21 protein-coding genes are annotated in these 21,145 nt (G+C 54.0%); 8 read left to right on the top strand and 13 right to left on the bottom strand.

Annotation, left to right across the window (positions count from 1 at the left end):
* The first annotated feature begins 97 nt into the window (after positions 1 to 97).
* Positions 98 to 1,480 (top strand): lytic murein transglycosylase, encoded by a 1,383-nt coding sequence (locus NeNHUV3_RS08540; protein WP_391480903.1) that lies wholly within the window; start codon positions 98 to 100, stop codon positions 1,478 to 1,480.
* Between the two features lie 5 nt (positions 1,481 to 1,485).
* Here the strand turns inward: NeNHUV3_RS08540 and NeNHUV3_RS08535 are convergent, their stop codons facing one another.
* The 8 genes from NeNHUV3_RS08535 to serB all read right to left on the bottom strand — a co-directional run bounded on the left by NeNHUV3_RS08535 (position 1,486) and on the right by serB (position 8,986).
* Positions 1,486 to 2,340 carry a class I SAM-dependent methyltransferase gene (locus NeNHUV3_RS08535; protein ID WP_391480902.1) on the bottom strand — a complete coding sequence of 285 codons (855 nt, stop codon included), beginning with the start codon at positions 2,338 to 2,340 and terminating at the stop codon, positions 1,486 to 1,488.
* Between the two features lie 42 nt (positions 2,341 to 2,382).
* On the bottom strand, positions 2,383 to 2,877 hold the full coding sequence (locus tag NeNHUV3_RS08530) for a hypothetical protein (protein ID WP_391480901.1): 495 nt from the start codon (positions 2,875 to 2,877) through the stop codon (positions 2,383 to 2,385).
* Positions 2,874 to 3,356: an RNA pyrophosphohydrolase gene (locus tag NeNHUV3_RS08525; protein ID WP_391480900.1), complete on the bottom strand. Its 483-nt coding sequence runs from the start codon at positions 3,354 to 3,356 to the stop codon at positions 2,874 to 2,876. The genes NeNHUV3_RS08530 and NeNHUV3_RS08525 overlap by 4 nt, the downstream gene beginning before the upstream one ends.
* Before the next feature lie 6 nt (positions 3,357 to 3,362).
* The gene (locus tag NeNHUV3_RS08520) at positions 3,363 to 4,700 is read right to left on the bottom strand and encodes a S41 family peptidase (RefSeq protein ID WP_048598640.1); all 1,338 of its coding nucleotides are present in this window, start codon (positions 4,698 to 4,700) and stop codon (positions 3,363 to 3,365) included.
* A gap of 51 nt (positions 4,701 to 4,751) precedes the next feature.
* A complete protein-coding gene (locus NeNHUV3_RS08515; RefSeq protein WP_391480899.1) occupies positions 4,752 to 5,789 on the bottom strand; it encodes a murein hydrolase activator EnvC family protein in 1,038 nt (345 codons plus the stop codon).
* A gap of 77 nt (positions 5,790 to 5,866) precedes the next feature.
* The gene (gene gpmI, locus NeNHUV3_RS08510) at positions 5,867 to 7,363 is read right to left on the bottom strand and encodes a 2,3-bisphosphoglycerate-independent phosphoglycerate mutase (protein ID WP_391480898.1); all 1,497 of its coding nucleotides are present in this window, start codon (positions 7,361 to 7,363) and stop codon (positions 5,867 to 5,869) included.
* 11 nt (positions 7,364 to 7,374) lie between these two features.
* On the bottom strand, positions 7,375 to 8,133 hold the full coding sequence (locus NeNHUV3_RS08505; RefSeq protein WP_391480897.1) for a TSUP family transporter: 759 nt from the start codon (positions 8,131 to 8,133) through the stop codon (positions 7,375 to 7,377).
* Entirely contained in the window at positions 8,126 to 8,986 is an 861-nt protein-coding gene (gene serB / locus NeNHUV3_RS08500; protein ID WP_391480896.1) for a phosphoserine phosphatase SerB, read from the bottom strand. Before serB ends, NeNHUV3_RS08505 begins: the two co-directional genes overlap by 8 nt.
* Before the next feature lie 248 nt (positions 8,987 to 9,234).
* Here serB and NeNHUV3_RS08495 point away from each other — a divergent pair, with 248 nt between their 5' ends.
* Both NeNHUV3_RS08495 and serA read left to right on the top strand, forming a co-directional pair.
* The gene (locus NeNHUV3_RS08495) at positions 9,235 to 10,374 is read left to right on the top strand and encodes a phosphoserine transaminase (protein ID WP_391480895.1); all 1,140 of its coding nucleotides are present in this window, start codon (positions 9,235 to 9,237) and stop codon (positions 10,372 to 10,374) included.
* A gap of 104 nt (positions 10,375 to 10,478) precedes the next feature.
* The gene (gene serA, locus NeNHUV3_RS08490; protein WP_391480894.1) at positions 10,479 to 12,074 is read left to right on the top strand and encodes a phosphoglycerate dehydrogenase; all 1,596 of its coding nucleotides are present in this window, start codon (positions 10,479 to 10,481) and stop codon (positions 12,072 to 12,074) included.
* Positions 12,075 to 12,109: 35 nt separating this feature from the next.
* On the opposite strand, the gene NeNHUV3_RS08485 is transcribed toward serA, so the two are convergent.
* Positions 12,110 to 12,313, bottom strand: a complete 204-nt coding sequence (locus NeNHUV3_RS08485) for a hypothetical protein (protein ID WP_391480893.1) — start codon at positions 12,311 to 12,313, stop codon at positions 12,110 to 12,112.
* Between the two features lie 119 nt (positions 12,314 to 12,432).
* Here NeNHUV3_RS08485 and NeNHUV3_RS08480 point away from each other — a divergent pair, with 119 nt between their 5' ends.
* Positions 12,433 to 14,199 carry an ATP-binding protein gene (locus NeNHUV3_RS08480; protein WP_391480892.1) on the top strand — a complete coding sequence of 589 codons (1,767 nt, stop codon included), beginning with the start codon at positions 12,433 to 12,435 and terminating at the stop codon, positions 14,197 to 14,199.
* Here NeNHUV3_RS08480 and yaaA read toward each other — a convergent pair.
* Genes yaaA through NeNHUV3_RS08465 form a run of 3 tightly spaced genes read right to left on the bottom strand, consistent with a single transcriptional unit; the run spans position 14,187 to position 17,485 of the window.
* The gene (yaaA, locus tag NeNHUV3_RS08475) at positions 14,187 to 14,960 is read right to left on the bottom strand and encodes a peroxide stress protein YaaA (protein ID WP_391480891.1); all 774 of its coding nucleotides are present in this window, start codon (positions 14,958 to 14,960) and stop codon (positions 14,187 to 14,189) included. The genes NeNHUV3_RS08480 and yaaA overlap by 13 nt on opposite strands.
* Before the next feature lie 50 nt (positions 14,961 to 15,010).
* Positions 15,011 to 17,047, bottom strand: a complete 2,037-nt coding sequence (gene recQ, locus NeNHUV3_RS08470; RefSeq protein ID WP_391480890.1) for a DNA helicase RecQ — start codon at positions 17,045 to 17,047, stop codon at positions 15,011 to 15,013.
* Positions 17,048 to 17,074: 27 nt separating this feature from the next.
* Positions 17,075 to 17,485, bottom strand: coding sequence for a hypothetical protein (locus NeNHUV3_RS08465; protein ID WP_391480889.1), 411 nt, complete (start codon positions 17,483 to 17,485; stop codon positions 17,075 to 17,077).
* A gap of 85 nt (positions 17,486 to 17,570) precedes the next feature.
* On the opposite strand from NeNHUV3_RS08465, the gene NeNHUV3_RS08460 reads away from it, so the two are divergent.
* The 3 genes from NeNHUV3_RS08460 to NeNHUV3_RS08450 are packed head-to-tail and all read left to right on the top strand — an operon-like array spanning position 17,571 to position 20,102.
* Positions 17,571 to 18,941 (top strand): tetratricopeptide repeat protein, encoded by a 1,371-nt coding sequence (locus tag NeNHUV3_RS08460; RefSeq protein ID WP_391480888.1) that lies wholly within the window; start codon positions 17,571 to 17,573, stop codon positions 18,939 to 18,941.
* Positions 18,934 to 19,335 (top strand): DUF6165 family protein, encoded by a 402-nt coding sequence (locus NeNHUV3_RS08455; protein ID WP_391480887.1) that lies wholly within the window; start codon positions 18,934 to 18,936, stop codon positions 19,333 to 19,335. Before NeNHUV3_RS08460 ends, NeNHUV3_RS08455 begins: the two co-directional genes overlap by 8 nt.
* The gene (locus tag NeNHUV3_RS08450) at positions 19,332 to 20,102 is read left to right on the top strand and encodes an FkbM family methyltransferase (protein WP_391480886.1); all 771 of its coding nucleotides are present in this window, start codon (positions 19,332 to 19,334) and stop codon (positions 20,100 to 20,102) included. The genes NeNHUV3_RS08455 and NeNHUV3_RS08450 overlap by 4 nt, the downstream gene beginning before the upstream one ends.
* A gap of 14 nt (positions 20,103 to 20,116) precedes the next feature.
* On the opposite strand, the gene NeNHUV3_RS08445 is transcribed toward NeNHUV3_RS08450, so the two are convergent.
* Positions 20,117 to 20,410, bottom strand: a complete 294-nt coding sequence (locus NeNHUV3_RS08445) for a YggT family protein (protein ID WP_048598627.1) — start codon at positions 20,408 to 20,410, stop codon at positions 20,117 to 20,119.
* Between the two features lie 146 nt (positions 20,411 to 20,556).
* Here NeNHUV3_RS08445 and NeNHUV3_RS08440 point away from each other — a divergent pair, with 146 nt between their 5' ends.
* On the top strand, positions 20,557 to 21,105 hold the full coding sequence (locus tag NeNHUV3_RS08440; RefSeq protein WP_391480885.1) for an acyl-CoA thioesterase: 549 nt from the start codon (positions 20,557 to 20,559) through the stop codon (positions 21,103 to 21,105).
* Positions 21,106 to 21,145 lie beyond the last annotated feature (40 nt).

The raw sequence follows: 21,145 nt of genomic DNA, 5'->3' as shown, positions 1-21,145 counted from the left end.
CTGAACACGCAACAATTCGCCGCATCACTTGCGTTTGCCGCAAAAACGACGACTAATCTGCTAAGATGAGGGTACTTTATCAGGCGGGCTGAATGCTATGCGGTGCTTAAAAGTTTCGATCTTGGCCTCTTTTGCACTTTCATGTGCGCTCGTTTTGCCTGCGCAAGCCAATGCGCCAACCTCATCTTTGCGCCCGACGTTGCGCGAAATACCCCAAGCGCTGCAACTGACCGCGGCGCAGGCCACCCAACCCATCACGTTACTACAAGGCCGATCCCTTCGGCCCAAAATGCGCGGCGCTAGCACGCAAGTTGCCCCCAAGAAGGAAGCCGTTTTGGTCCAAGCCAGCACCACACAAGACAACGCACGCTTCACCCGCTGGGTACGATCGTTCAAATCTCGCGCACGCGCCAAAGGTGTTTCACAGCGCACAATTGACAACGCATTTGAAGGCGTCCGCTATGACGCAAAAATTATTGAGCGTGATCGCAACCAATCTGAATTCACCAAAACAATTTGGGACTACCTTGACAGTGCTGCTTCCGCATCAAGGGTCACAAACGGCAAAGCCGCATTGCGCAAGCACCGCAAAGCATTTGACGCGATTGAGGCAAAATACGGCGTTGAGCGAGAAATCGTTGCAGCCGTCTGGGGCCTTGAAAGCGCCTACGGAGAGTTTCGCGGAAATGAAGACATCATCGAAGCATTGGCTACTTTGGCCTTTGACGGACGGCGCGGCCGCTTCTTTGAACAGCAATTGATCGCAGCGCTTGAGATCCTTGATAATGGGGACGTCAGTCCGCGGAACATGACCGGCTCTTGGGCGGGCGCAATGGGCCACACGCAGTTCATCCCAACCTCTTATCTGGCCTATGCGGTAGATTTCACAGGCGACGGCAAGCGCGATATTTGGTCCGATGATCCAACAGATGCGCTTGCATCAACTGCGGCATATCTGAAACGCTTTGGCTGGGTCAAAGGCATGCCCTGGGGTGTTGAAGTGCAGCTGCCACGGGGATTCAATTACGCACTGGCAAGCCGGAAAATCAAAAAAATGCCCTCAGACTGGGCGGCCCTTGGTGTGCGCAACATGAGCGGGGGAAGAGTGCAGGATTATGGCGCGGCCTCGCTTCTTTTGCCCGCTGGCGCGCAAGGTGCAGCCTTTATGATCTTCAAAAACTTCAACGTGATTGAGCGTTATAATGCAGCGGACGCCTATGTGATTGGTGTGGGTCATTTGGGAGACCGCCTGAAAGGTGACGGCCCGATCCGCGCGTCATGGCCACGCGGCGACCGCGCCCTGAAATTTGCAGAGCGTAAAGAATTGCAAGAACGGCTAAGTGCTGCGGGTTTTAGCACCCAAGGCGTGGACGGTAAAATAGGACCGAACACGATTAGTGCCGTCCGCGCATATCAACGAAGCGTGGGCGCGATACCGGATGGCTACCCGTCATTAAGCATACTCAAAGCCCTGCGCTAAAGGACTTAAGCCCGTTCTAGGATCAGCATCAGATACCGGTTGTTGTAACAAAACGTATCTGCGTTACGGGTTTTGTGGTTCAACCGTTTGTCAAGCCGAACACGCCGCCGCTCGCTTGAAAAGAGCCCAAATGCCCGCGCGATAAACCACCGCGTTTTTGGCTTTTTCGCCTGCAACTCTGCATCGATGCGCGTCGTAGCGAAACCGATTACGTTGAAAAGCTGCTGTTCAAGATCAACAGATGGAGCGACCGCCGCTGTGATATCTTCCTCAGACGTCACAACAAAGCCGTGTCGCGGCACCGCATCTTGGAAGAGTTGAAGCGCATGCCCCCCGCCAACTTTATGATTTAAATCCTCACGGACAAAGTTTTCCGAGCGGAAGCAATCAGCGATCACAATCACGCCGCCTTTCCGCAACAAGGTATTCGCTTTTGGCAAACTTTGATCGACAGCAATATATTGAAAGCTTTCAGAGAACAGACATACATCAAAACGATCAGCCGTTTCGAAATCTTCGAACTTCATCAAATGCACGCGGGCGGCTGGCGCGTTCTCGCGGCAGCGCGTTGCCAAAAATTCTGAAGGCACGACAATATCAACATCATAGCCAAGATCGATCAGCTTGCGCGCCGTCTCACCTGCCCCGCCCCCGATATCCAAAATACGCGCCGGTGCAGGCGGCAAAAGCTTGAAAAGTTTATCGGTATAGGCAGCCTGCGCCGCACCAAGGTTGGCGGCATTCACCTCAAAACCGGTCCAAAGTCCGTAATGAAGATTTTCAGCGCCCGTCAGCCACGACATAAATTTCAGGCCGACATCAAGTCCGATCGCACGGGTATCAATACATTGGTTAATCATACATAAATTCGTAGTAGGACTTGGCAGCTTTTGCCAGCGCATTTAGCGTATCGCGCTCGCTCCACATTGGCGGCCCTTGTGACACGCAACGACACTGCCGATATCATCTGCCTTCGGATTGACGAATGTTGTGTTACCACAAGGCGCAAGATGCAGCGTGTGATCCGCCCCGTTGGTTTGCACAAATGCTAGGGTTTGCGCACCGCTTTTCAGGCTTCCACACCATGAGGCCGCGCAATCCACCTGCAGGCCAATCGTACTGCTCCAAGGCGCAACAAAGCCAGCCTTCGTCAGATAATGGCCACTAAATCGCGCTGGCGTTTGTCGCGCTTGGCGTGACTGCTTCATATCTTCTGCGGCGGTCTTCAACGCGCTCTCATCAAAAAGAAAACGACCCAAAACCACCATGTATTGCCTATCTGAATTTACGGCTTTCAAATAAGTAGTAGCAGCATCTGCGCGCAAGCAACTCAGCGCCTGCGCTTGTCCCGCCGTGCAAAGCATCACCGCCAATAGCGTGCCGCGCAAAACGCTCATAGTCTATGCTGAAACTCTGCCAAAACGGCCTCGTAAACACCGCGCTTGAACGGCACAATAGCATCGACAATCTGCGATGCGGGCATCCATTTCCACGTTGAGAACTCAGGCTCTTCAGTGGCGATGTTGATCAACGCATCATCCCCATGGAACCGCAAAAGGAACCACTTCTGTTCTTGGCCGCGATAACGCCCTTTCCATAATTGCGGCACCAAATCATGGGGTAGATCATACGGTATCCACCCACCCGTTTCGGCCTCAACTGTTACGGCAGACGCAGGCACACCAGTCTCTTCTTCAAGCTCGCGCAGCGCGGCGACTTGGGCATCTTCACCCTCGTCGATGCCACCCTGCGGCATTTGCCACGCATCTGAAAACCGGTCCAAACGTTGCGCCATAAACACATGGCCGTCTTTGTTTGCCAGCATAATGCCAACGTTGGGACGATACGGCAGCGCCGCAATTTCATCAGGTGTCACGGTTGCTTACTCCTGCGGGCCAAGGGCACTAAGCCCTTTGAGAATATCAATCGCATAGGCCAGTTGATAATCTTCCGTGCGAAGTTCTGCAGCTGCACGCGCACGCTCGCGGTCTGCTTCAATCTGTTCAATCTCATCCTCGGTTAAGCTGTCGTTGTTAAGTGAACCGCGCAAGTCTGCCTCGGAACGTGACGCACGCGCCGGAGCATCCGTATCTTCTGCGTCCGTCGGATCTAAGCGGGGCTGTTCAACAATGATATCGGGTGACACTCCAAGCGACTGGATAGAGCGGCCCGAAGGCGTGTAGTACCGCGCAGTCGTCAGGCGGATCGCACCATCACCGCGCATCCGCATGACAGTTTGAACCGAGCCTTTACCAAAACTTTTCGTCCCAATCACAATCGCACGGCGATGATCCTGAAGCGCACCCGCAACGATTTCGGACGCGGACGCAGAACCACCGTTGATCAAAACCACCAGTGGCTTGCCGTCAATCAAGTCACCCGGTGTGGCATTGAAACGCTCACCCTGATTTGCCTCACGGCCGCGAGTTGATACGATCTCGCCCTTCTCCAGAAATGCATCTGAGACGCGGATCGATTGTGTCAAAAGCCCGCCGGGGTTGTTGCGCAAATCAAGTACAACGCCGTTGATATCATCAAGACCACCAGCTTTCTCGATCTCCTCTTCCAAGCCATCTTTCAGGTTTGGATAGGTCTGATCGTTGAACGTACTGACCCGCAACACAACAGTGTCACCTTCAGTACGGGCACGCACAGCCGTTAGCTTGATCACATCGCGGGTGATTGTGACATCAAACGGCTCGTCAATATCTTCGCGCACGACCGTCAGGACAATGTCTGTGCCAACCAAGCCGCGCATCATTTCAACAGCTTCATCTAGGCCCAGCCCAAGAAGACCTTCACCGTCCACGTGGGTGATGAAGTCACCCGCAAGAATGCCCGCTTCATCCGCGGGTGTTCCGTCCATGGGCGCCACAACTTTCACGAAACCCTCTTCTTGGGTCACCTCAATCCCCAAGCCACCAAACTCGCCACGCGTTTGAACCTGCATCGCTTCTGCGTCCGCAGGTGGCAAATAACTTGAGTGCGGATCAAGCGACGTAAGCATGCCGTTAATCGCCGCTTCGATCAGTTCACCCTCGTCTACTTCCTCAACATATTGGCTGCGGATGCGCTCAAAAATATCGCCGAACAGATCAAGTTGTTGATACACATTGCCGGAGGATTGGGTGTCCTGCGCCAGCAACGGTGCGGCAACTTGAGTTGTCAAAATAACGCTCGAAAGAGTACCAACGGCGGCAGCCATCACAAGTTTTTTCATCACATTCCTCTCTGGGGCCAACATGGTGCTACGGCACGGCCCAGCTTATTTTTACTGTGCAAACCACTCGGCGGGATCCACCGGCGTATCGTTTTCTCTTAATTCTATATAGAGCGTTTCTGAGCGTGATGCGCCACCCACCTGCGTCGTTTCGCTCAAAATTACGTCAGATCCGCCCATCAGCCCGACAACATCACCGGCCTCAAGAACCTGCCCGACAGAGCCGAAAACCCGTTTCATCCCTGCCAAAACAACCAAAACATCCGTTGCAGGCTCAAGAATGATGACATTGCCGTAGTCCAAAAACGGGCCGAGATACCGCACAGTCGCCGCCATTGGCGTTGTAACCCGCGCCTGTGGTGCAGTCGCCATGATCCAGCCGGGCCGTACGATGCCTGCCGCATCGGGCTGACCAAAACGGCGCAAGACAGCACCATCCACCGGCAACGAAAGCTTACCTTTCAGAGGTGTGATTGCATCAATGTCTGCAGCACCACGGTTAGCAAGCCCCGAGGCAAAAGCCGCCAACGTTTCACTGGCATCCAGCAACAACGCCATGCGCACAGGGTCTTCGGAAAACCGTCTGGGCCGATCTGTGCGGCGTGAAATTGCCTCGCTTAGTTCTGTGCGTGCGGTCTGCACCCCGTCCAGCCCCGCCAGCAAATCTTCACGCGCCGCATCTTGTAAAGACCGGACAATCTGTAATTCGGTCAGTTGCGCCGAAAGCGATCCAGCTTGCGATTGAAGTGCAGGTACCACAGCACCCACCATCATGCCTGCCCGCGCCGTGCCTAATGCTCCGTTGGGGTGAAGCGTTACTTGCGGGCCGCGCGCTTGGCCAACTGTCTGCATCACCGCCAACAGTCCCGAAATTTCTGCAGATTTTTCTGACAGCTCACGGGACAGCACCTGTTCACGAAGGGCCGCGCGCCGCACCTCTGAACGCAGCGCGCTCAGGCCCGCTTCATAGGCATCGACAACTTCGGTCAACGCGGTGATCCGGTCTGGTGCGCTTTCGGCATTCTCAAGCGCGATGGACGCACGGATCAATTTTTCAGCGGCCGCGTCTGCCGCCTCTTGCGCAGTCATGCCAGCGTTTTGCGCCAGCGAAACCTGCGGGGCAAAAAATGTACTGACCAGCAAAAGACATATGAAGACCGTTCGGATCAAAAGAGCGCGTCTCCGGTCATCTCGTCGGGCTTGGGCAGGCCCATCAATTTGAGAAGGCTTGGCGCCAAATCAGCCAAGCGACCGTTGCGCAGTTTTGCGTCATGCCCAACCAACGCCACAGGCACTGGGTTCAACGTATGCGCAGTGTGCGGCCCGTTCGTTTCAGCGTCCCACATGACCTCACAATTGCCATGATCTGCGGTCACAATCATAACCCCACCGGCGGCTTCAAGCGCTGACAGAACCCGGCCCAACCCTGCATCAACAGCTTCGCACGCAGCAATGGCAGCGTCCAAATCACCCGTGTGTCCAACCATGTCCGGATTGGCATAGTTGGTGACGATCAAATCATACCCCGCGCCAATCGCCTCAACGAACTTTTCCGTCACCTCATTGCACGACATTTCGGGCTGCAAATCATAAGTGGCGACTTTGGGCGACGGCGCCATATAGCGATCTTCACCAACCTCTGGTTCTTCTTGGCCGCCGTTCAAAAAGAACGTCACATGGGGGTATTTTTCTGTCTCGGCCAAGCGGAATTGGCGCTTGCCTTGCTTGGCTACCCAGGCGCCCAGAGTGTTGACGATTTTTTGTTTGGGATAGGCCACAGACATATAGCGTGAATGCGCATCAGAATAGCTGACCATACCCAAAACCGCAGCCCATTTAACGGGTGTCCCGCGGTCAAAGTCATCGAACGCGGGTGCGGCGATGGCGGCCATAATCTCGCGCGCGCGATCGACACGGAAATTCAGACAGAAAAAGCCGTCACCATCTTTGGCACCCTCGTAACCGTCAAGGACGCTGGCGGGCAAAAACTCGTCAGTAATGTCCTGCGCATAGCCCGCTTGCACGACATCATCTGCGGCTTGGGCGGCATTACCTGTAGCGCGGATCATCGCGTTATATGCAGTGCTGACGCGCTCCCAACGGTTGTCGCGGTCCATCGCAAAGTAGCGACCTGTAACGCTCACGATACGGGCCTGCTGTGGTAAGGCTGCTGCCAATTCGGCCATAAAGTGATCTGCGGATTTTGGGGCAACATCGCGCCCATCGGTAATGGCGTGCACCACGCATGGTACCCCAGCGTCGCAGACGGCTTTTGCCGCCGCCGCAATGTGCAACAAGTGTCCATGCACACCACCGTCACTGACAACACCCATCAAATGCGCCGTCCCACCGCTTTGTTGAAGTGCCGAAATAAACGCCTGCAACTCGGCATTTTCAAAGAACGAGCCATCCTCAATCGCCAGATCAATTTGCCCCAAATCCATCGCGACAACGCGGCCCGCACCAATGTTTGTGTGACCAACCTCGGAGTTGCCCATCTGACCTGTTGGCAGACCGGCGTCATTTCCGTGTGTCAAAAGCTGTGCAGAAGGGCCCTGCATGATGCGATCAAAGTTTGGCGTACGGGCGAGTTTTGGTGCGTTGAAATCCGCTTCCTCGCGCAGTCCCCAACCGTCCAAAATACACAAAACTACAGGCTTCATCTCAGCACTCCTCAGATCCATTCCCACATTAACCGCAGCGCCAACGCCACGGAAGTCACAACCACCAAACCCTTGATGACACGCGCTCCGGCACGCATTGCAAATCGCGCACCCACGCCTGCACCACCAATTTGCGCGACACCCATGGCAAGGCCCGTGGCCCACCAGATGTCAGCTACCAACGCAAACATCACCAGTCCACCGATGTTGCTGGCAAAATTGAGAAGTTTCGTGTGCGCCGTCGCCTTCAGCACCCCGAACCCCGCAAACATGACGAACGCGAGCATATAGAAAGAACCCGCACCCGGCCCCAAAACACCGTCATAGAACCCAACGATTGGCACACAGATCAGCCCAAACAGCACCGGCGCCAGCCGCGCTTTGCGGTCTAGGTTTCCAAGGTCAGGCTTAAAGGCAAAGAACAGTGCTACCCCAATCAAAACTACCGGCAAGATACCGCGGATCAACCCAATAGGCAGGGCACTTGCAACGAAAGCACCTATCAAGGAGGCACCAAAAGCAAGCACCGCCCACCAAAACTGGCTACGCCAATTGACCAATCCCGCCCGCGCATAACTGATCGCAGCCGTGGCCGAGCCGAAACACCCCTGAACTTTGTTGGTGCTTAGCGCCTGAAGCGGTGTTGCCCCCGCCAGCAACAACACTGGCAACGTAATCAGGCCGCCGCCTCCCGCGATGCTGTCGACAAAGCCCGCAACAAAAGCGACCGCCAGCAAAAGCGCAAGAAGCTCTGGGCCGACCTCAAACAAACTGGTCTTTCGAATATCCCTGAAGATAGAGCAACGCAGTCAAATCACCGTGGTTGATGCGCACACTGCACTGCTCAGCCACTGATGGTTTGGCATGAAGTGCGACACCAGTTCCTGCGCGCGACAGCATGCCCAGATCATTAGCACCATCACCAACGGCAATCACGTCGTCAGCCTCAATCCCAAGGCGTGCCGTGATTTGTTCCAGTGCATCCACTTTTGCTTGTTGTCCCAGAATTGGGCGGCCAACCTCACCCGTCAGAACGCCAGCTTCGGCGCAAAGTGTGTTGGCGCGATTTTCATCAAAACCAAGCTGTGCAGCAACGGCCTCTGTGAACGCCGTGAAGCCACCCGAAACAAGCGCAGCGTAACCGCCATTTGCCCGCATCGTAGCAAGCAAAGTGGCCCCACCGGGCATCATCTCAATACGCGTATCCAGCACTTTTTGAATAACTGCTTCGGGCAATCCCTTAAGCAAGCCGACCCGTTCGATAATAGCTTCCTCAAAGTCCAACTCGCCGTTCATGGCGCGTGCTGTGATCGCGGCAACGCGTTCCCCAAAACCCGCCTCATCAGCCAGCTCATCAATGCATTCTTGGCGGATCATAGTGCTGTCCATGTCAGCCAAAAGCATCGCTTTTTTACGACCAAAGGCAGGCTGTACGACCAGATCAACATGCTCACGCTGAAGATCGGCCCACACGTCCCACAAATTGGAAGGGGTATCTGCGATGGCGAACTCCGCGGCCTCACCCGGGCAAAGATGAACCGGTTCTTGGCCACCCCACGCCATGCGCAACGCATCAACCAAAGCTGCATCCAAACGGGGGCCAATAAGCGAAGCAATATACATGGCGGGTCTCCTTTGCTCCTATTCACACCAGCACCCGCAAAGCCACAACCCCTCTGGCCTATTTGCGCCCCCGCAAAGCAGCGATTTTTCAGCAAAAGTTTCCAATCCGCTCAAAATACGTCGCAAAAAGTGTGCGACCTGCCGCCACAGGGCCATTTTCGGAGTTGTTTCGCAGGTGCAGCACCCGTATGTCCGGCGGTGGGACACCCTTCCCCAACGAAGGGCACTTATCTGTAAGGATAGATATTATGACGACGACGAAACCGGCGACAAAGCCGCTTAATCCGCGATTCTCATCCGGACCATGCGCAAAACCCCCCACTTGGACACTTGATGCACTTCGTGACGCGCCCTTGGGCCGCTCGCACCGCGCAACTGTTGGCAAAGACAAGCTGAAGGCAGCGATCGAGACCACACGTGAAATCCTTGATATTCCTGCCAATTACAAAATTGGCATTGTTCCCGCGTCTGACACAGGTGCTTATGAGATGGCCATGTGGTCACTGCTTGGTGAGCGTCCTGCGGAGATGGTTGCGTGGGAAAGCTTTGGCGCGGGCTGGGTCACTGACGCCGTCAAACAGCTGAAAATCGAACACACCGTTCACACCGCCGAGTACGGCGAAATCGTGGACATGGCCTCTCTGAATTATGATAATGATGTCTGCTTTACGTGGAACGGCACTACGTCCGGTGTACGTATGGCGAACGGCCATGCGATCCCGTCTGACCGCGCCGGTCTTACCTTGTGCGACGCCACATCAGCTGCCTTTGCGATGTCTTTGCCGTGGGATAAACTGGATGTAACGACGTTCTCGTGGCAAAAAGTTCTGGGCGGCGAAGCGGCCCACGGCATTTTGATCCTTAGCCCACGCGCGGTTGAGCGCCTTGAAAATTACACGCCACCATGGCCGTTGCCAAAAATTTTTCGCCTGACCAAAGGTGGCAAATTAATCGATGGTATTTTCTCTGGTGCGACGATCAACACACCCTCAATGCTGTGCGTCGAAGACTATTTGTTCGCCCTTGAATGGGCCAAATCTGTTGGAGGCCTCACTGGCCTCAAAGCACGCGCACAAGCAAACGCCCAGGCGATTTGGGATTTTTGCGACAACAATGATTGGATCGACAATCTGGCCGTTGATCCCGCAACGCGCTCGGTCACGTCTGTGTGTCTAAAGTTCACAGATCCACGCATCACAGATGGTGCCGCCTTTGCGAAAGCGGTCGCAAAACGGCTGGAAGCAGAAGGTGTTGCCCTTGATGTGGGTGCATACCGCGATGCACCAGCAGGGCTGCGCATCTGGTGTGGCGGCACGGTTGAAACCTCGGACATTGAAGCAATGTTGCCGTGGCTACACTGGGCGTTCCACGCCGAGCTTGACGCTTAATTGATACCGCGAGGCAAACGCCTCGCGCCCTCCCCACTCTCAAAATTCAGCCCCATCAGATCGCGCAAACGCATCGGGGGCATTTATTCAAAAGGACATGCACCATGGCCCCTAAAGTACTTATTTCCGACAAGCTTTCAGAAGCAGCAGTTCAAATTTTCCGTGATCGCGGCATTGATGTGGACTTCATGCCCGACCTCGGCAAAGACAAAGAAGCCCTGCTGGCCGCTATTCCAAAATATGACGGTTTGGCCATTCGCTCTGCCACCAAAGCGACTGAGAAAATCATCAACGCGGCTGACAACCTGAAGGTTATTGGCCGTGCAGGAATTGGCACAGACAACATCGACAAAGACGCCGCGTCCAAAAAGGGCATCATCGTGATGAACACCCCTTTCGGCAACATGACCACAACCGCCGAACATGCGATTGCGATGATGTTTGCTGTGGCGCGTCAAATCCCCGAAGCAAGCGCCTCCACGCATGCGGGCAAATGGGAAAAGTCCAAATTCATGGGTGTTGAGCTTACGGGTAAAACACTTGGTGTAATCGGTGCGGGTAACATCGGTGGGATCGTTTGTGACCGCGCCAAAGGCCTTAAGATGAAAGTGTTGGCCTTTGACCCGTTCTTGTCTGAAGAAAAAGCCGACAAAATGGGCGTCACCAAAGTTGAGTTGGATGAGCTGTTCGAAAAGGCTGATTTCATCACGCTGCATGTTCCAAAGACCGAACAAACCGCCAATATGATCACCGCAGAACGTCTGGCCCAGATGAAAAAGGGCGTCCGCATTATCAACTGCGCGCGTGGTGGGCTGGTTGATGAAGATGCGCTGGCTGCAGCCTTGAAGTCTGGTCATGTGGCTGGTGCGGCGTTCGATGTTTTCGCTGTTGAGCCCGCAACCGAAAGCCCATTGTTCAACCTGCCAAACGTTGTTGTCACACCGCACTTGGGCGCTGCAACAACAGAAGCGCAAGAAAACGTGGCGCTGCAAGTCGCCGATCAAATGGCCAACTACCTGCTGACCGGCGCGGTTGAGAACGCGCTTAACACGCCATCCATCACGGCCGAAGAAGCCAAAGTCATGGGCCCTTGGGTTGAGCTGGCGTCACACTTGGGCAACTTCACAGGTCAGATGACCGACGAGCCGATCAAAGCGATCAACATTCTGTATGATGGCACCGTGGCACAAATGAACCTCGAAGCGCTGAACTGTGCTGTGGTGGCTGGCATCATGAAAAAGGCCAACCCAGATGTGAACGTCGTATCTGCACCCGTTATTGCCAAAGACAAAGGCATCCAAATCAGCACCACAAACCAAGACAAAACCGGTGCGTTTGATGGCTATATCAAAGTGACCGTCGTTACTGACAAGCGTGAGCGCTCTGTAGCCGGTACGGTGTTTAGCGACGGCAAGCCGCGCTTCATTCAGATCAAAGGCATCAACATTGATGCAGAGATCGGTCAAAATATGCTCTACACCACAAACGAAGACGTGCCGGGCATCATCGGTCTGTTGGGTAACGCAATGGGCAAGAACGGCGTGAACATCGCCAACTTTACACTTGGCCGCTCGGCAGTTGGTGGTGAGGCAATCGCGCTTCTATACATCGACCACCCAATTCCAGATGACGTGATCGCTGCTTTGAATACTACCGGTATGTTCAAACAAGTACGGCCACTTGCGTTCGACGTAAAATAGCAGCCACTTCATAATTTCACGACAAAGGCCCGCGCTTAATCTCGCGGGCCTTTTTGTGTCCAAAGTTTCCAACCAGCCCAAACCGCCGTACCGCCAAAGAAAATGGATGACAGACCAACGACCTCTACCCACGCCATGCCGGACACACCGCGAATACTCACCGCGATGACCATGAACGCCAGCCCTGCAATAGACGCGAGTAGACGAAACCAAAGTTCTGAACGTGAAGGACCAAACATTGCGTACTCCTATTTGCACAATGATCTAGGAGGCACGCCGCAGCTGGCCAGCCGCTAACGCTTTTTTCATCACTTTGACCGTACCTTCAGCCAACACGAAGCCCCAAACGAGGACGGGGATGGATATCAATCAACGGCTTTCCGAAGAACGACGCCTGCGCCTTCAGGCTGAGCATCTGCTTGAACACAAGCAGGGCGAACTGATGGCTGCCAATCGCAAACTTGGCCTTTATGCACGCCGACTTTCAGATGAAATTGTTGAAACGCGCAAAGCGGTTGTGTCCGCAGTGGGCGAAACCACACGGGTCAAATCGGACCTGATGATCGCAGAAGAAAAAGTTGACCGCACCGAACGCCGGCTTTGGGACAGCATTGAAACAGTCCGCGACGGTTTCGCGATTTTTGACACTGACAACCGCATGGTCCTGTCAAACCCCGCCTACGTGCGGCTGTTTGATGGGCTGGAAGAAGTCCAACCGGGGATCAGCTACGTCCGGTTGCTGCAACTCGCCTGCGAAGAAGGGTTGATCGACACGGGCGAGATGGCGCCTTCTGACTGGCGCACAATGATGCTGCAGCGCTGGATGCGCGATGAAATGGAACCAGTGACTGTTCGGTTGTGGAACGGCCAGTATGTGCGCGTGATGGACCGTCGCGGCGCTGACGGGGACATCGTATCACTTGTCATCAACATTACTGAAACCATCACACATCAGCGCGAGATTGAGGTGGCCCAACGCAAAGCGGAAACAGCCAGTCGCACCAAGTCGGCCTTTCTCGCCAATATGTCTCACGAGATCAGAACCCCCATGAACGGCATCGTCGGCATGTCCGATTTGCTGCGCGACACACAGCTTGATGACGAACAAAAACTGTTCGTAGAAACGATATATAACTCTGCAGAGGCGCTGCTAGTAATCATCAATGACGTGCTTGATTTTTCCAAAATGGAAGCCGCGCGTCTTTCGCTTTTCCCTGAGCCGTTCGACCTGCAACAACTACTATCCGAAGTCATTATGCTGCTGCGGCCTGCTGCGGAAAATAAAGGGATCAAGCTTGATCTTGATCTAAACCCCTGCGTGCCGAATACTCTCATCGCGGATCCTGGGCGGCTGCGCCAGATCATCACGAACCTCGTAGGCAACGCGATCAAGTTTACCTCCGAAGGGGCCGTTTCAATTCGTGTGAACGGTAGTTTTGCAGCATCACCCCCAACGCTCAGAATTGAGATTGAAGACACAGGGATCGGTATTCCGACCACTAAGTTATCAGAAATCTTTGGCGAATTTAACCAGGTAGAGGCAACTCAGAACCGCCGGTTTGACGGCACCGGGCTTGGCCTCGCTATTAGCAAACAATTGGTAGAACTGATGAACGGCACCATTTGGGTCAACTCGGTTGAGGGCGATGGATCGGTTTTTGGCGTAACCCTGCAAGTTGAAACAGCCAACGATCAGCCAGCTTCCGAGCTCCGAAAAATGCGGATTTTGGCCGCCGAAGACAACGCCACAAACCGTCTTGTCTTCTCCAAAATGGTAGAGCCGCTGAACGTGGATGTGACATTCGCCAATGATGGAAAAGAGGCTATCGAAGCCGCCGCCAGTATTGATCCCGACCTAATCTTTATGGACATTTCTATGCCAGAAATTGACGGGAAAGATGCCACACGCGCAATCAGGGCAACTGATTGGGGCGCTCAGACTCCCATCTGCGCCCTCACTGCACACATCATGAACGGTGACGCGCAAGAGCTTTTGGAATGCGGCCTCGATCATTACCTCGCCAAGCCGCTCAAGAAAAACCAGATCGTTGAAATGATCAGCCGCTATCGACCGGACGAAGCACTCCCCCTAAGCGGAGATACTGCACAAGATCAGCTAGGGTAAGGACGCACGAACGTGAGCGTCTTGTCATCGCTTTCGCTTGGCTCAAAAACATAACCACCACTGTCGAACTGTTTAAGGCCGTCCAAATCTGTTACGCGGTTTTCAATCACAAAACGCGCCATCGCCCCACGCGCACGTTTGGCGTAAAAGCTAACCATTTTTGAACGACCGTCTTTGTTTTCCAAAAACTTGGGCGTGATGATGTCGATGTTAAGCGTCTTTTTGTCTACGGCCTTAAAATACTCTTGGCTGGCACAATTGACCAAAGCAGTCGCGCCAACTTCTTCTGCTTGCGCGTTCAATGCTTTTGCGATCCGCGCACCCCAATAGGCATAAAGCGTGGCGCCGTGATCCGTTTTTAAACGGCTGCCCATTTCAAGACGGTAGGGCTGCATCCCGTCAAGCGGACGCAAAACGCCGTAAAGCCCCGACAAAATACGCAGGTGGTTTTGCGCATATTGCACCGCATCTTCGTCAAGCGTTTTGAACTCCAGACCCTGATAAGTATCGCCATTGAACGCCAGCGCAGCAGGCCGAACGGCCTCCGTAGCGGGGTTCTTGGAGTAAGCTGCAAACCTATCTGCATTCAACAGCGCCAAGTCTTCACTGATATGCATAAGCTTGCGCAACTCATCAATCGACAGTTCACGTGAGACCTGAGCAAGCTCAAGCGCCTCATTAGGAAACTGTAGATCGGTCATGGCAACGCCATCTTGTGCGTCCCAGTTCAGGGCCTTGGCAGGCGAAATTGTAACCAGCATTGCTGCACTCCTCGTCGTTCATGAATGATTTAGAGGAAACTCCGCCAATCTCAAGCCTCGCGCAGCACCTCAAGAAACGCATCGCCAAACCTGTCCGCACGCTTATCGCCAAGCACCCGCTCGACACCGCTCAAATCACGCGGACGCTGCTTTACCAAACGCGCGAGTAGGGATGCAGAACAACTTAGCGGTTTGGCCGTACCATCTTCGCCGCGCATCAAATCACTTTGCACCTCAAGCAAGCGATCATAAGTCGAGCCTTCGGATTTACCTGCCATCTTGCGCCGCTGCGGATGCATTGCCGCGACTTCACCCGCGATCACTTGCAAAAATTCAGCGCCGTATCGTTCAAGCTTTTTGGCACCCACGCCGCCAATCCGCGCCATATCATCCAAAGTTTGTGGCCGTGTTTGCGCCATCTCTATCAAGGTTTTGTCATTGAAAATAACATAAGCTGGCGCATTGGCGCGCTCAGCCAAGCCACGTCGCTTGGCTTTTAGGGCAGACAAAAGCGGCGCGTCTTCTTCGCCGACCAATGTTTTTACCGCCGGACCCGTACGTGTTGCTTGGATCGTGTCACGGCGCAGGGTGATACCCTCCTCATCGCGCAAAATCGGGCGTGCACGATCGGTCATCGTTAGCGCACCGTGGCGTTCGGGGTTTGGGCGCACCAAATCGTGTCCCATCATTTGCCGGAAAATGGCCTGCCACTCGCGCTTGCTCCACTCGGTCCCGACCCCAAAAGTTGGCAGGGTATCGTGGCTACGCGCTAACACTTTTTCGGTTTTGTCCCCGCGCAAAATATCGATCAGGTGACCCGCGCCAAACCATTCACCTGTGCGCAAAATAGCCGACAGGGCCATGCGTACGGGCGTTGTGGCGTCAAATGTATCCGCGGGGGTTTCGCAAAGATCACAATTGCCACACGGCTCGGACGTCTCCCCGAAATAAGCCAGCAGTTGAACACGGCGGCAACCGAGCGCTTCGGCCAAACCCATCAGCGCATTCAGCCGACCATGATCCGCGATGCGCCGTTCAGCCGGAGCAAGCCCTTCGTCAATTTGTGTGCGGCGAAAACGAACGTCATCGGGACCAAAAAGTGTCAACGTGTCAGCCGGCGCCCCATCGCGACCGGCCCGCCCAATTTCTTGGTAATAGCCTTCGATCGATTTTGGCAAATCCGCGTGCGCGACCCATCTGATGTCAGGCTTGTCGATACCCATGCCAAACGCGACTGTCGCACAAACGATTAGCCCATCTTCTTGTTGAAATCGGCGTTCCACCTCGCGGCGGGCCTCAGGCTCCATGCCGCCGTGATAATTGCACGCACTGTGTCCGGCCTCGCGCAACGCATTCGCAAGCGTTTCGGTCTTGGCGCGGGTCCCTGTGTAGACAATTCCACTCAGCCCTTTACGCGCAGCAACGAAGTTCAGAATTTGCTGTCGTGGGCTGTTTTTCACATCAAAAGCCAAGGCAATATTGGGCCGGTCAAAGCCGTGCAAAAATGTCTCTGGGGCTTCTTGCGCGAACAGCTTTTCAACAATTTCTTCGCGTGTTTCTTGATCGGCGGTCGCCGTGAACGCAGCAAGAGGTACATTCAGACCCTGCCTCAGCGCCCCAATCCGCAAGTAATCAGGCCTGAAATCATGCCCCCACTGGCTGACGCAATGGGCCTCGTCTACCGCAATGAAAGAGACATTGGATCGCTGCAACATGTTGAAAGTTGCAGTTCCCGAAAGCCGTTCTGGTGCCATATAAAGCAGCTTGAGGCGGCCCTCGGACAAGGCATCAAATACAGCCTGCGTTTCTTCTTCGGTGTTGCCTGAGGTCAATGCACCTGCCGCAACACCCGCCTCTTGAAGCGCACGGACTTGGTCCCGCATCAACGCAATCAACGGTGATATAACAACAGTTAGCCCGTCGCGAACCAAAGCAGGAAGCTGAAAGCACAGCGATTTCCCTCCACCTGTTGGCATAATCGCCAGGGTGTTTTTGCCCGCTATCACGGCGTCTACAATTTCACGCTGTCCCACGCGGAAATCGTCGAATCCAAACATGTCACGCAAAATGCTCTGCGGGTTTTTCATTGAAGGCCTGTCTATATCTGCTGCTGCCTACAATGTGCCATGCCACTGCCAGTACCACAAGATATAGAGGTGCCCCGCCGCCACCCAATGAGTGCATATCCAACAAAAAAATCCAAGTGCCGTTGCGGCCACATCCAAAGGATCAAAAACCCCGTGGGTACTGTATGCGCGCATCGTATTTGGGAACCAAACGGGCAAAATCACATTTTGCGCCAATTCAAAACCAATACCGATCGCTGCCAGAAAAACACACCACACAAGCACCGCGATACGGCGCTCAAACAGCAGCCAACCCGCCAAAGCAAAGGCCAAACTGTGAAGGAAAGCGGGGGCTATGCCAACAAGCAAACCACCAACACCAAGGTCCCGCAGCACATAAACGCCACAGCCCAACCCAAATACAAAACACACACACAAACTAACGATTAAGTAATTCATCTCCCCTATTTCACAAAAAAAACCTAATTTGCTCCTAAGAAAGAGATGCTCTGATGAGAGTTTTATTGAGTAGTTGAGTATCGAGATGAAAACACAGCCAATTTCCATGAAGGAAAGGGCAGACGCGCTGCACTTGTCAGGTAAATGGCAAGAGGCGATGCCCCTCTATGCGCGCTATCTGGCACGGCATCCTGCGGACGCGGGCGCGTGGACCAACTTTGGTATATTGCTGCGGAAAACGAAGAATTACGAACAGGCTTTGCTGGCTCAGAAGCGGGCCTTCGCGCTCGATCCCCATTCGGGCGATATGCACAACAATCTGGCGAATATTCTGGGGGATATGGGTGAGCTTGAGCAGTCATGCGCGCTGCGACTTGAGCTGATTACAAAGGCGCCAGATAGCCCCGATCAGATCGCCCTCGCCGGACGGAGCATGCGCATCGCCGGTGATCTGAACAGGGCAATCACATACCTAAGCAAAGCCGTTGAAACCTACCCCGATGATGCTGAATTGCGGATGCAGTTGGCTTTTTCACACCTAACAGCGGGAAATTATGCGAAAGGCTTTGCCTACTATCAGGCACGGTGGGAGCAAGCGGAAATAACCCCGCCAAAAGTTGCAAAGCCCAAGTGGGCAGGTGAAGATATCGCAGGCAAAACGATCATGATTTTTCCTGAGCAAGGCTTTGGTGATTGCGTTTTATTCGCTCGATTTATGCCATGGTTAGCCTCGCTGGATGCGCGCGTCATATTGCTCGCAAAACCCCAAATCGCGCCGATGCTCGCTCAAATTAAAGGTGTGGATCTGCTCATCTCGGACCCGGCTGATGCGCCGGAATTCGACGTTTGGACCAGTATGCTCGACATACCCATGCACGCTTTCGCAAGTGGTATTGGTATTCCAGAATGTACGAAACTGTCTTTGCCAAAAGATAGCGTCAGCCACGCCAAGCGCGCTGTTTCTCCGCATCAAAACCTATTCAAAATTGGTGTCGTTTGGTCCGGCTCTGCCACATACAAGGGCAATGACTTTCGCAGGTTTGATCATAAACACTTGCTCCGTCTGGCCGCCATTGATGAGGTGCAATGCTACTCGCTTTACAAAGGCCCCTACCTTGATGCGTTTCATAGAGATGGCACCTCAGGTCTAATTGTTGATCTCGCTTCGTCTGATCGCAGCTTTGCTGACAGTGCCGCGGTCATTGCCGAGATGGATTTGATCGTAACCATGGATACCGCCATCGCGCATATTGCAGGCGCCCTTGGGAAACCCGTCTGGAACCTGCTGCATTGGGATGGTTTTTGGCTTTACGGCAAGGGCAGCACGACAACGCCGTGGTACCCCAACATGCGCCTTTATCGCCAACCAAAACCCCGGGACTGGGATGCGGTATTCGATGAAGTTGTAAGTGATTTGAAGAGTTTAATGAGTAGCGGGAAGGCCCCAGATGGATAACATACTCACCCCCGTTTCGCCCGGTGAAGTACTGGATAAAATAACGATTTTACGCCTCAAGCTTGAAAAAATCGCTGATGCAGAAAAGCTTAAAAACGTGGCGTATGAGTTGCGTATTTTAGAGGATACAGCGGCGCAACATATAGCCCCATCAACGCAACTCGCCAAGCTAACGGACGCGTTGCAGAAGGTGAATGCCAAGCTTTGGGACATTGAGGATGACATCCGTATTTACGAGCGCAACGGGTCGTTCGGCGATGCATTCGTTGACCTTGCCAGAGCCGTCTACGTCACAAACGATGAACGCGCGCGCCTAAAGCGCGAGATCAACATCCACCTCGGCTCAGCAATTGTTGAAGAAAAATCCTACGCCCCAATGAGCAAAAGTGCATGAAGCCTTCAGAACACCTCCGTGAGGGGAAACGCAATCTTGCAGCAGCAGAGGCGGCCATCAACGCTGCCCTGAAAGATCGCAAGGACCGCTCGCGGGCAGCACTTAATCGTCAACTGCACGAAATTCGGCTGCATTCCCCTGACTACCGCTACACGTCGCAAGCGGGTCAAGACGCGGTCATCGATAGGTTGTTTGGTGGCAAGCCTGGGACATTCATTGATGTAGGTGGCTTTGACGGCATCACCGGATCAAACACGCTTTTTCTGGAGGTGTTTCGGGGCTGGACCGGCGCATTGGTAGAGCCTGTTCCACGCAATTTGCAAAAGGCCAAAACAGTGCGCCGTTGTCCGTGCCTTGGGTTTGCAGTCAGCAACAATGATGGCGCGGCCAGCTTCATAGAGGTGCAGCAGGGCTATACCCAGATGAGCGGTCTCGCCGAGAGTTATGATACCAATATGCTGGCGAAAGTTCGCGCCGATCAACGGCACAAAGAAGAAGTGATTGAGGTCGAAACGCGGCGGCTGTCCACACTTCTTCTGGATCTAGATATCCCGCACCCCGACTTCGTCAGTCTTGATATTGAAGGCGGCGAGGTCCAGTGCCTAGAGGATTTTCCGTTTGCGGCGCACCGCGTCAAAAGCTGGAGTATTGAGAACAACACCAGCGGTCCCGAAATTCCTGCGATCATGCGGGCTAATGGCTACGAGCTTATCGAATTTTGCGGCCCCGATGATCTGTTCGTGCATCGTGATTTTGTAAAAATCTAGCGCCGCAACTCCACTTAGAACCCGTAAAAGAAGCCCGCGTTATTCTGCAACACAATCCGTGCCGCAATCAAACCGATGAATGCCACCAATGGAGCAAGATCAAGCGCACCCATGTCCGGCAGAAAGCGGCGGATCGGTGTGTAAATCGGTTCAAGCAAACGGTTCAGCCCGTACCAGATTTGCGCAACGATCGGCTGGCCCATATTCAACACTTGGAAGTTCAAAAGCCACGACATCAAGATGTGCGCAATCATAACAAACCAAATCACATCCAGGATCAGCATCAGAATTTCGTAAAGCGATTGCATGGGTAATGGCCCCTTTGTTTCTCTTGTTGTGCATAGGTAAGCGCGCATCAGCTCAAGAACAACTGCTTTCCGTGACGTTAGGCACTGAAATTACCCTGTGACGCGCACGTAAAGATACCTATCTAAGGGGTGAAAGGTCGTAACCCATGTATCCCATCATTCGTGTCATCAAAGAACTTATTGCCCATCGAAACGCCGCGCCAATTTCGGTGACAGGCACGCACACCAGCACGCACCGCTGTTGGCCACAGGACATCGATTACTACTCTGAGATGAACAACGGCCGCATCCTGACGCTGCTTGATCTGAACCGCACGGTGCTGGCAAAGCGCACGGGACTGCTTAAAGTTCTGCGCGCAAACAACTGGGGCCTGACGATGGCCGGAGTGTCCGTTCGCTATCGTCGCCGCATCAGGCCGTTTGAAAAGTTCGAAACCAAAGGCCGCGCGCTGTGCTGGGATGAGCGGTTCATCTATCTTGAGCAAGTCATGGTCAAAGCAAATGGCGAAACCGCCAATCAGGCGCTCTATCGGTCTGCAGTAACAGGCCCAAACGGGATTGTGCCGCCCGCTTTGGTTTTGCAGCAGCTCGGACAGGACATAACTACATCCCCGACACCACCCGAATGGGTGCAAAACTGGATCGATGCGGACGCAACCCGTCCTTGGCCACCAGAAATTTTGTCTGAGCCCTGAAAACCAAGGGTTGCCAAACGCCCCCCGTCCCGCGTCTTAT

Origin of the sequence: Nereida sp. NH-UV-3, from assembly GCF_042939535.1 — a bacterium.
Lineage (GTDB): Bacteria > Pseudomonadota > Alphaproteobacteria > Rhodobacterales > Rhodobacteraceae > Nereida > Nereida ignava.
This window is presented reverse-complemented; position numbering and strand designations above follow the sequence as displayed.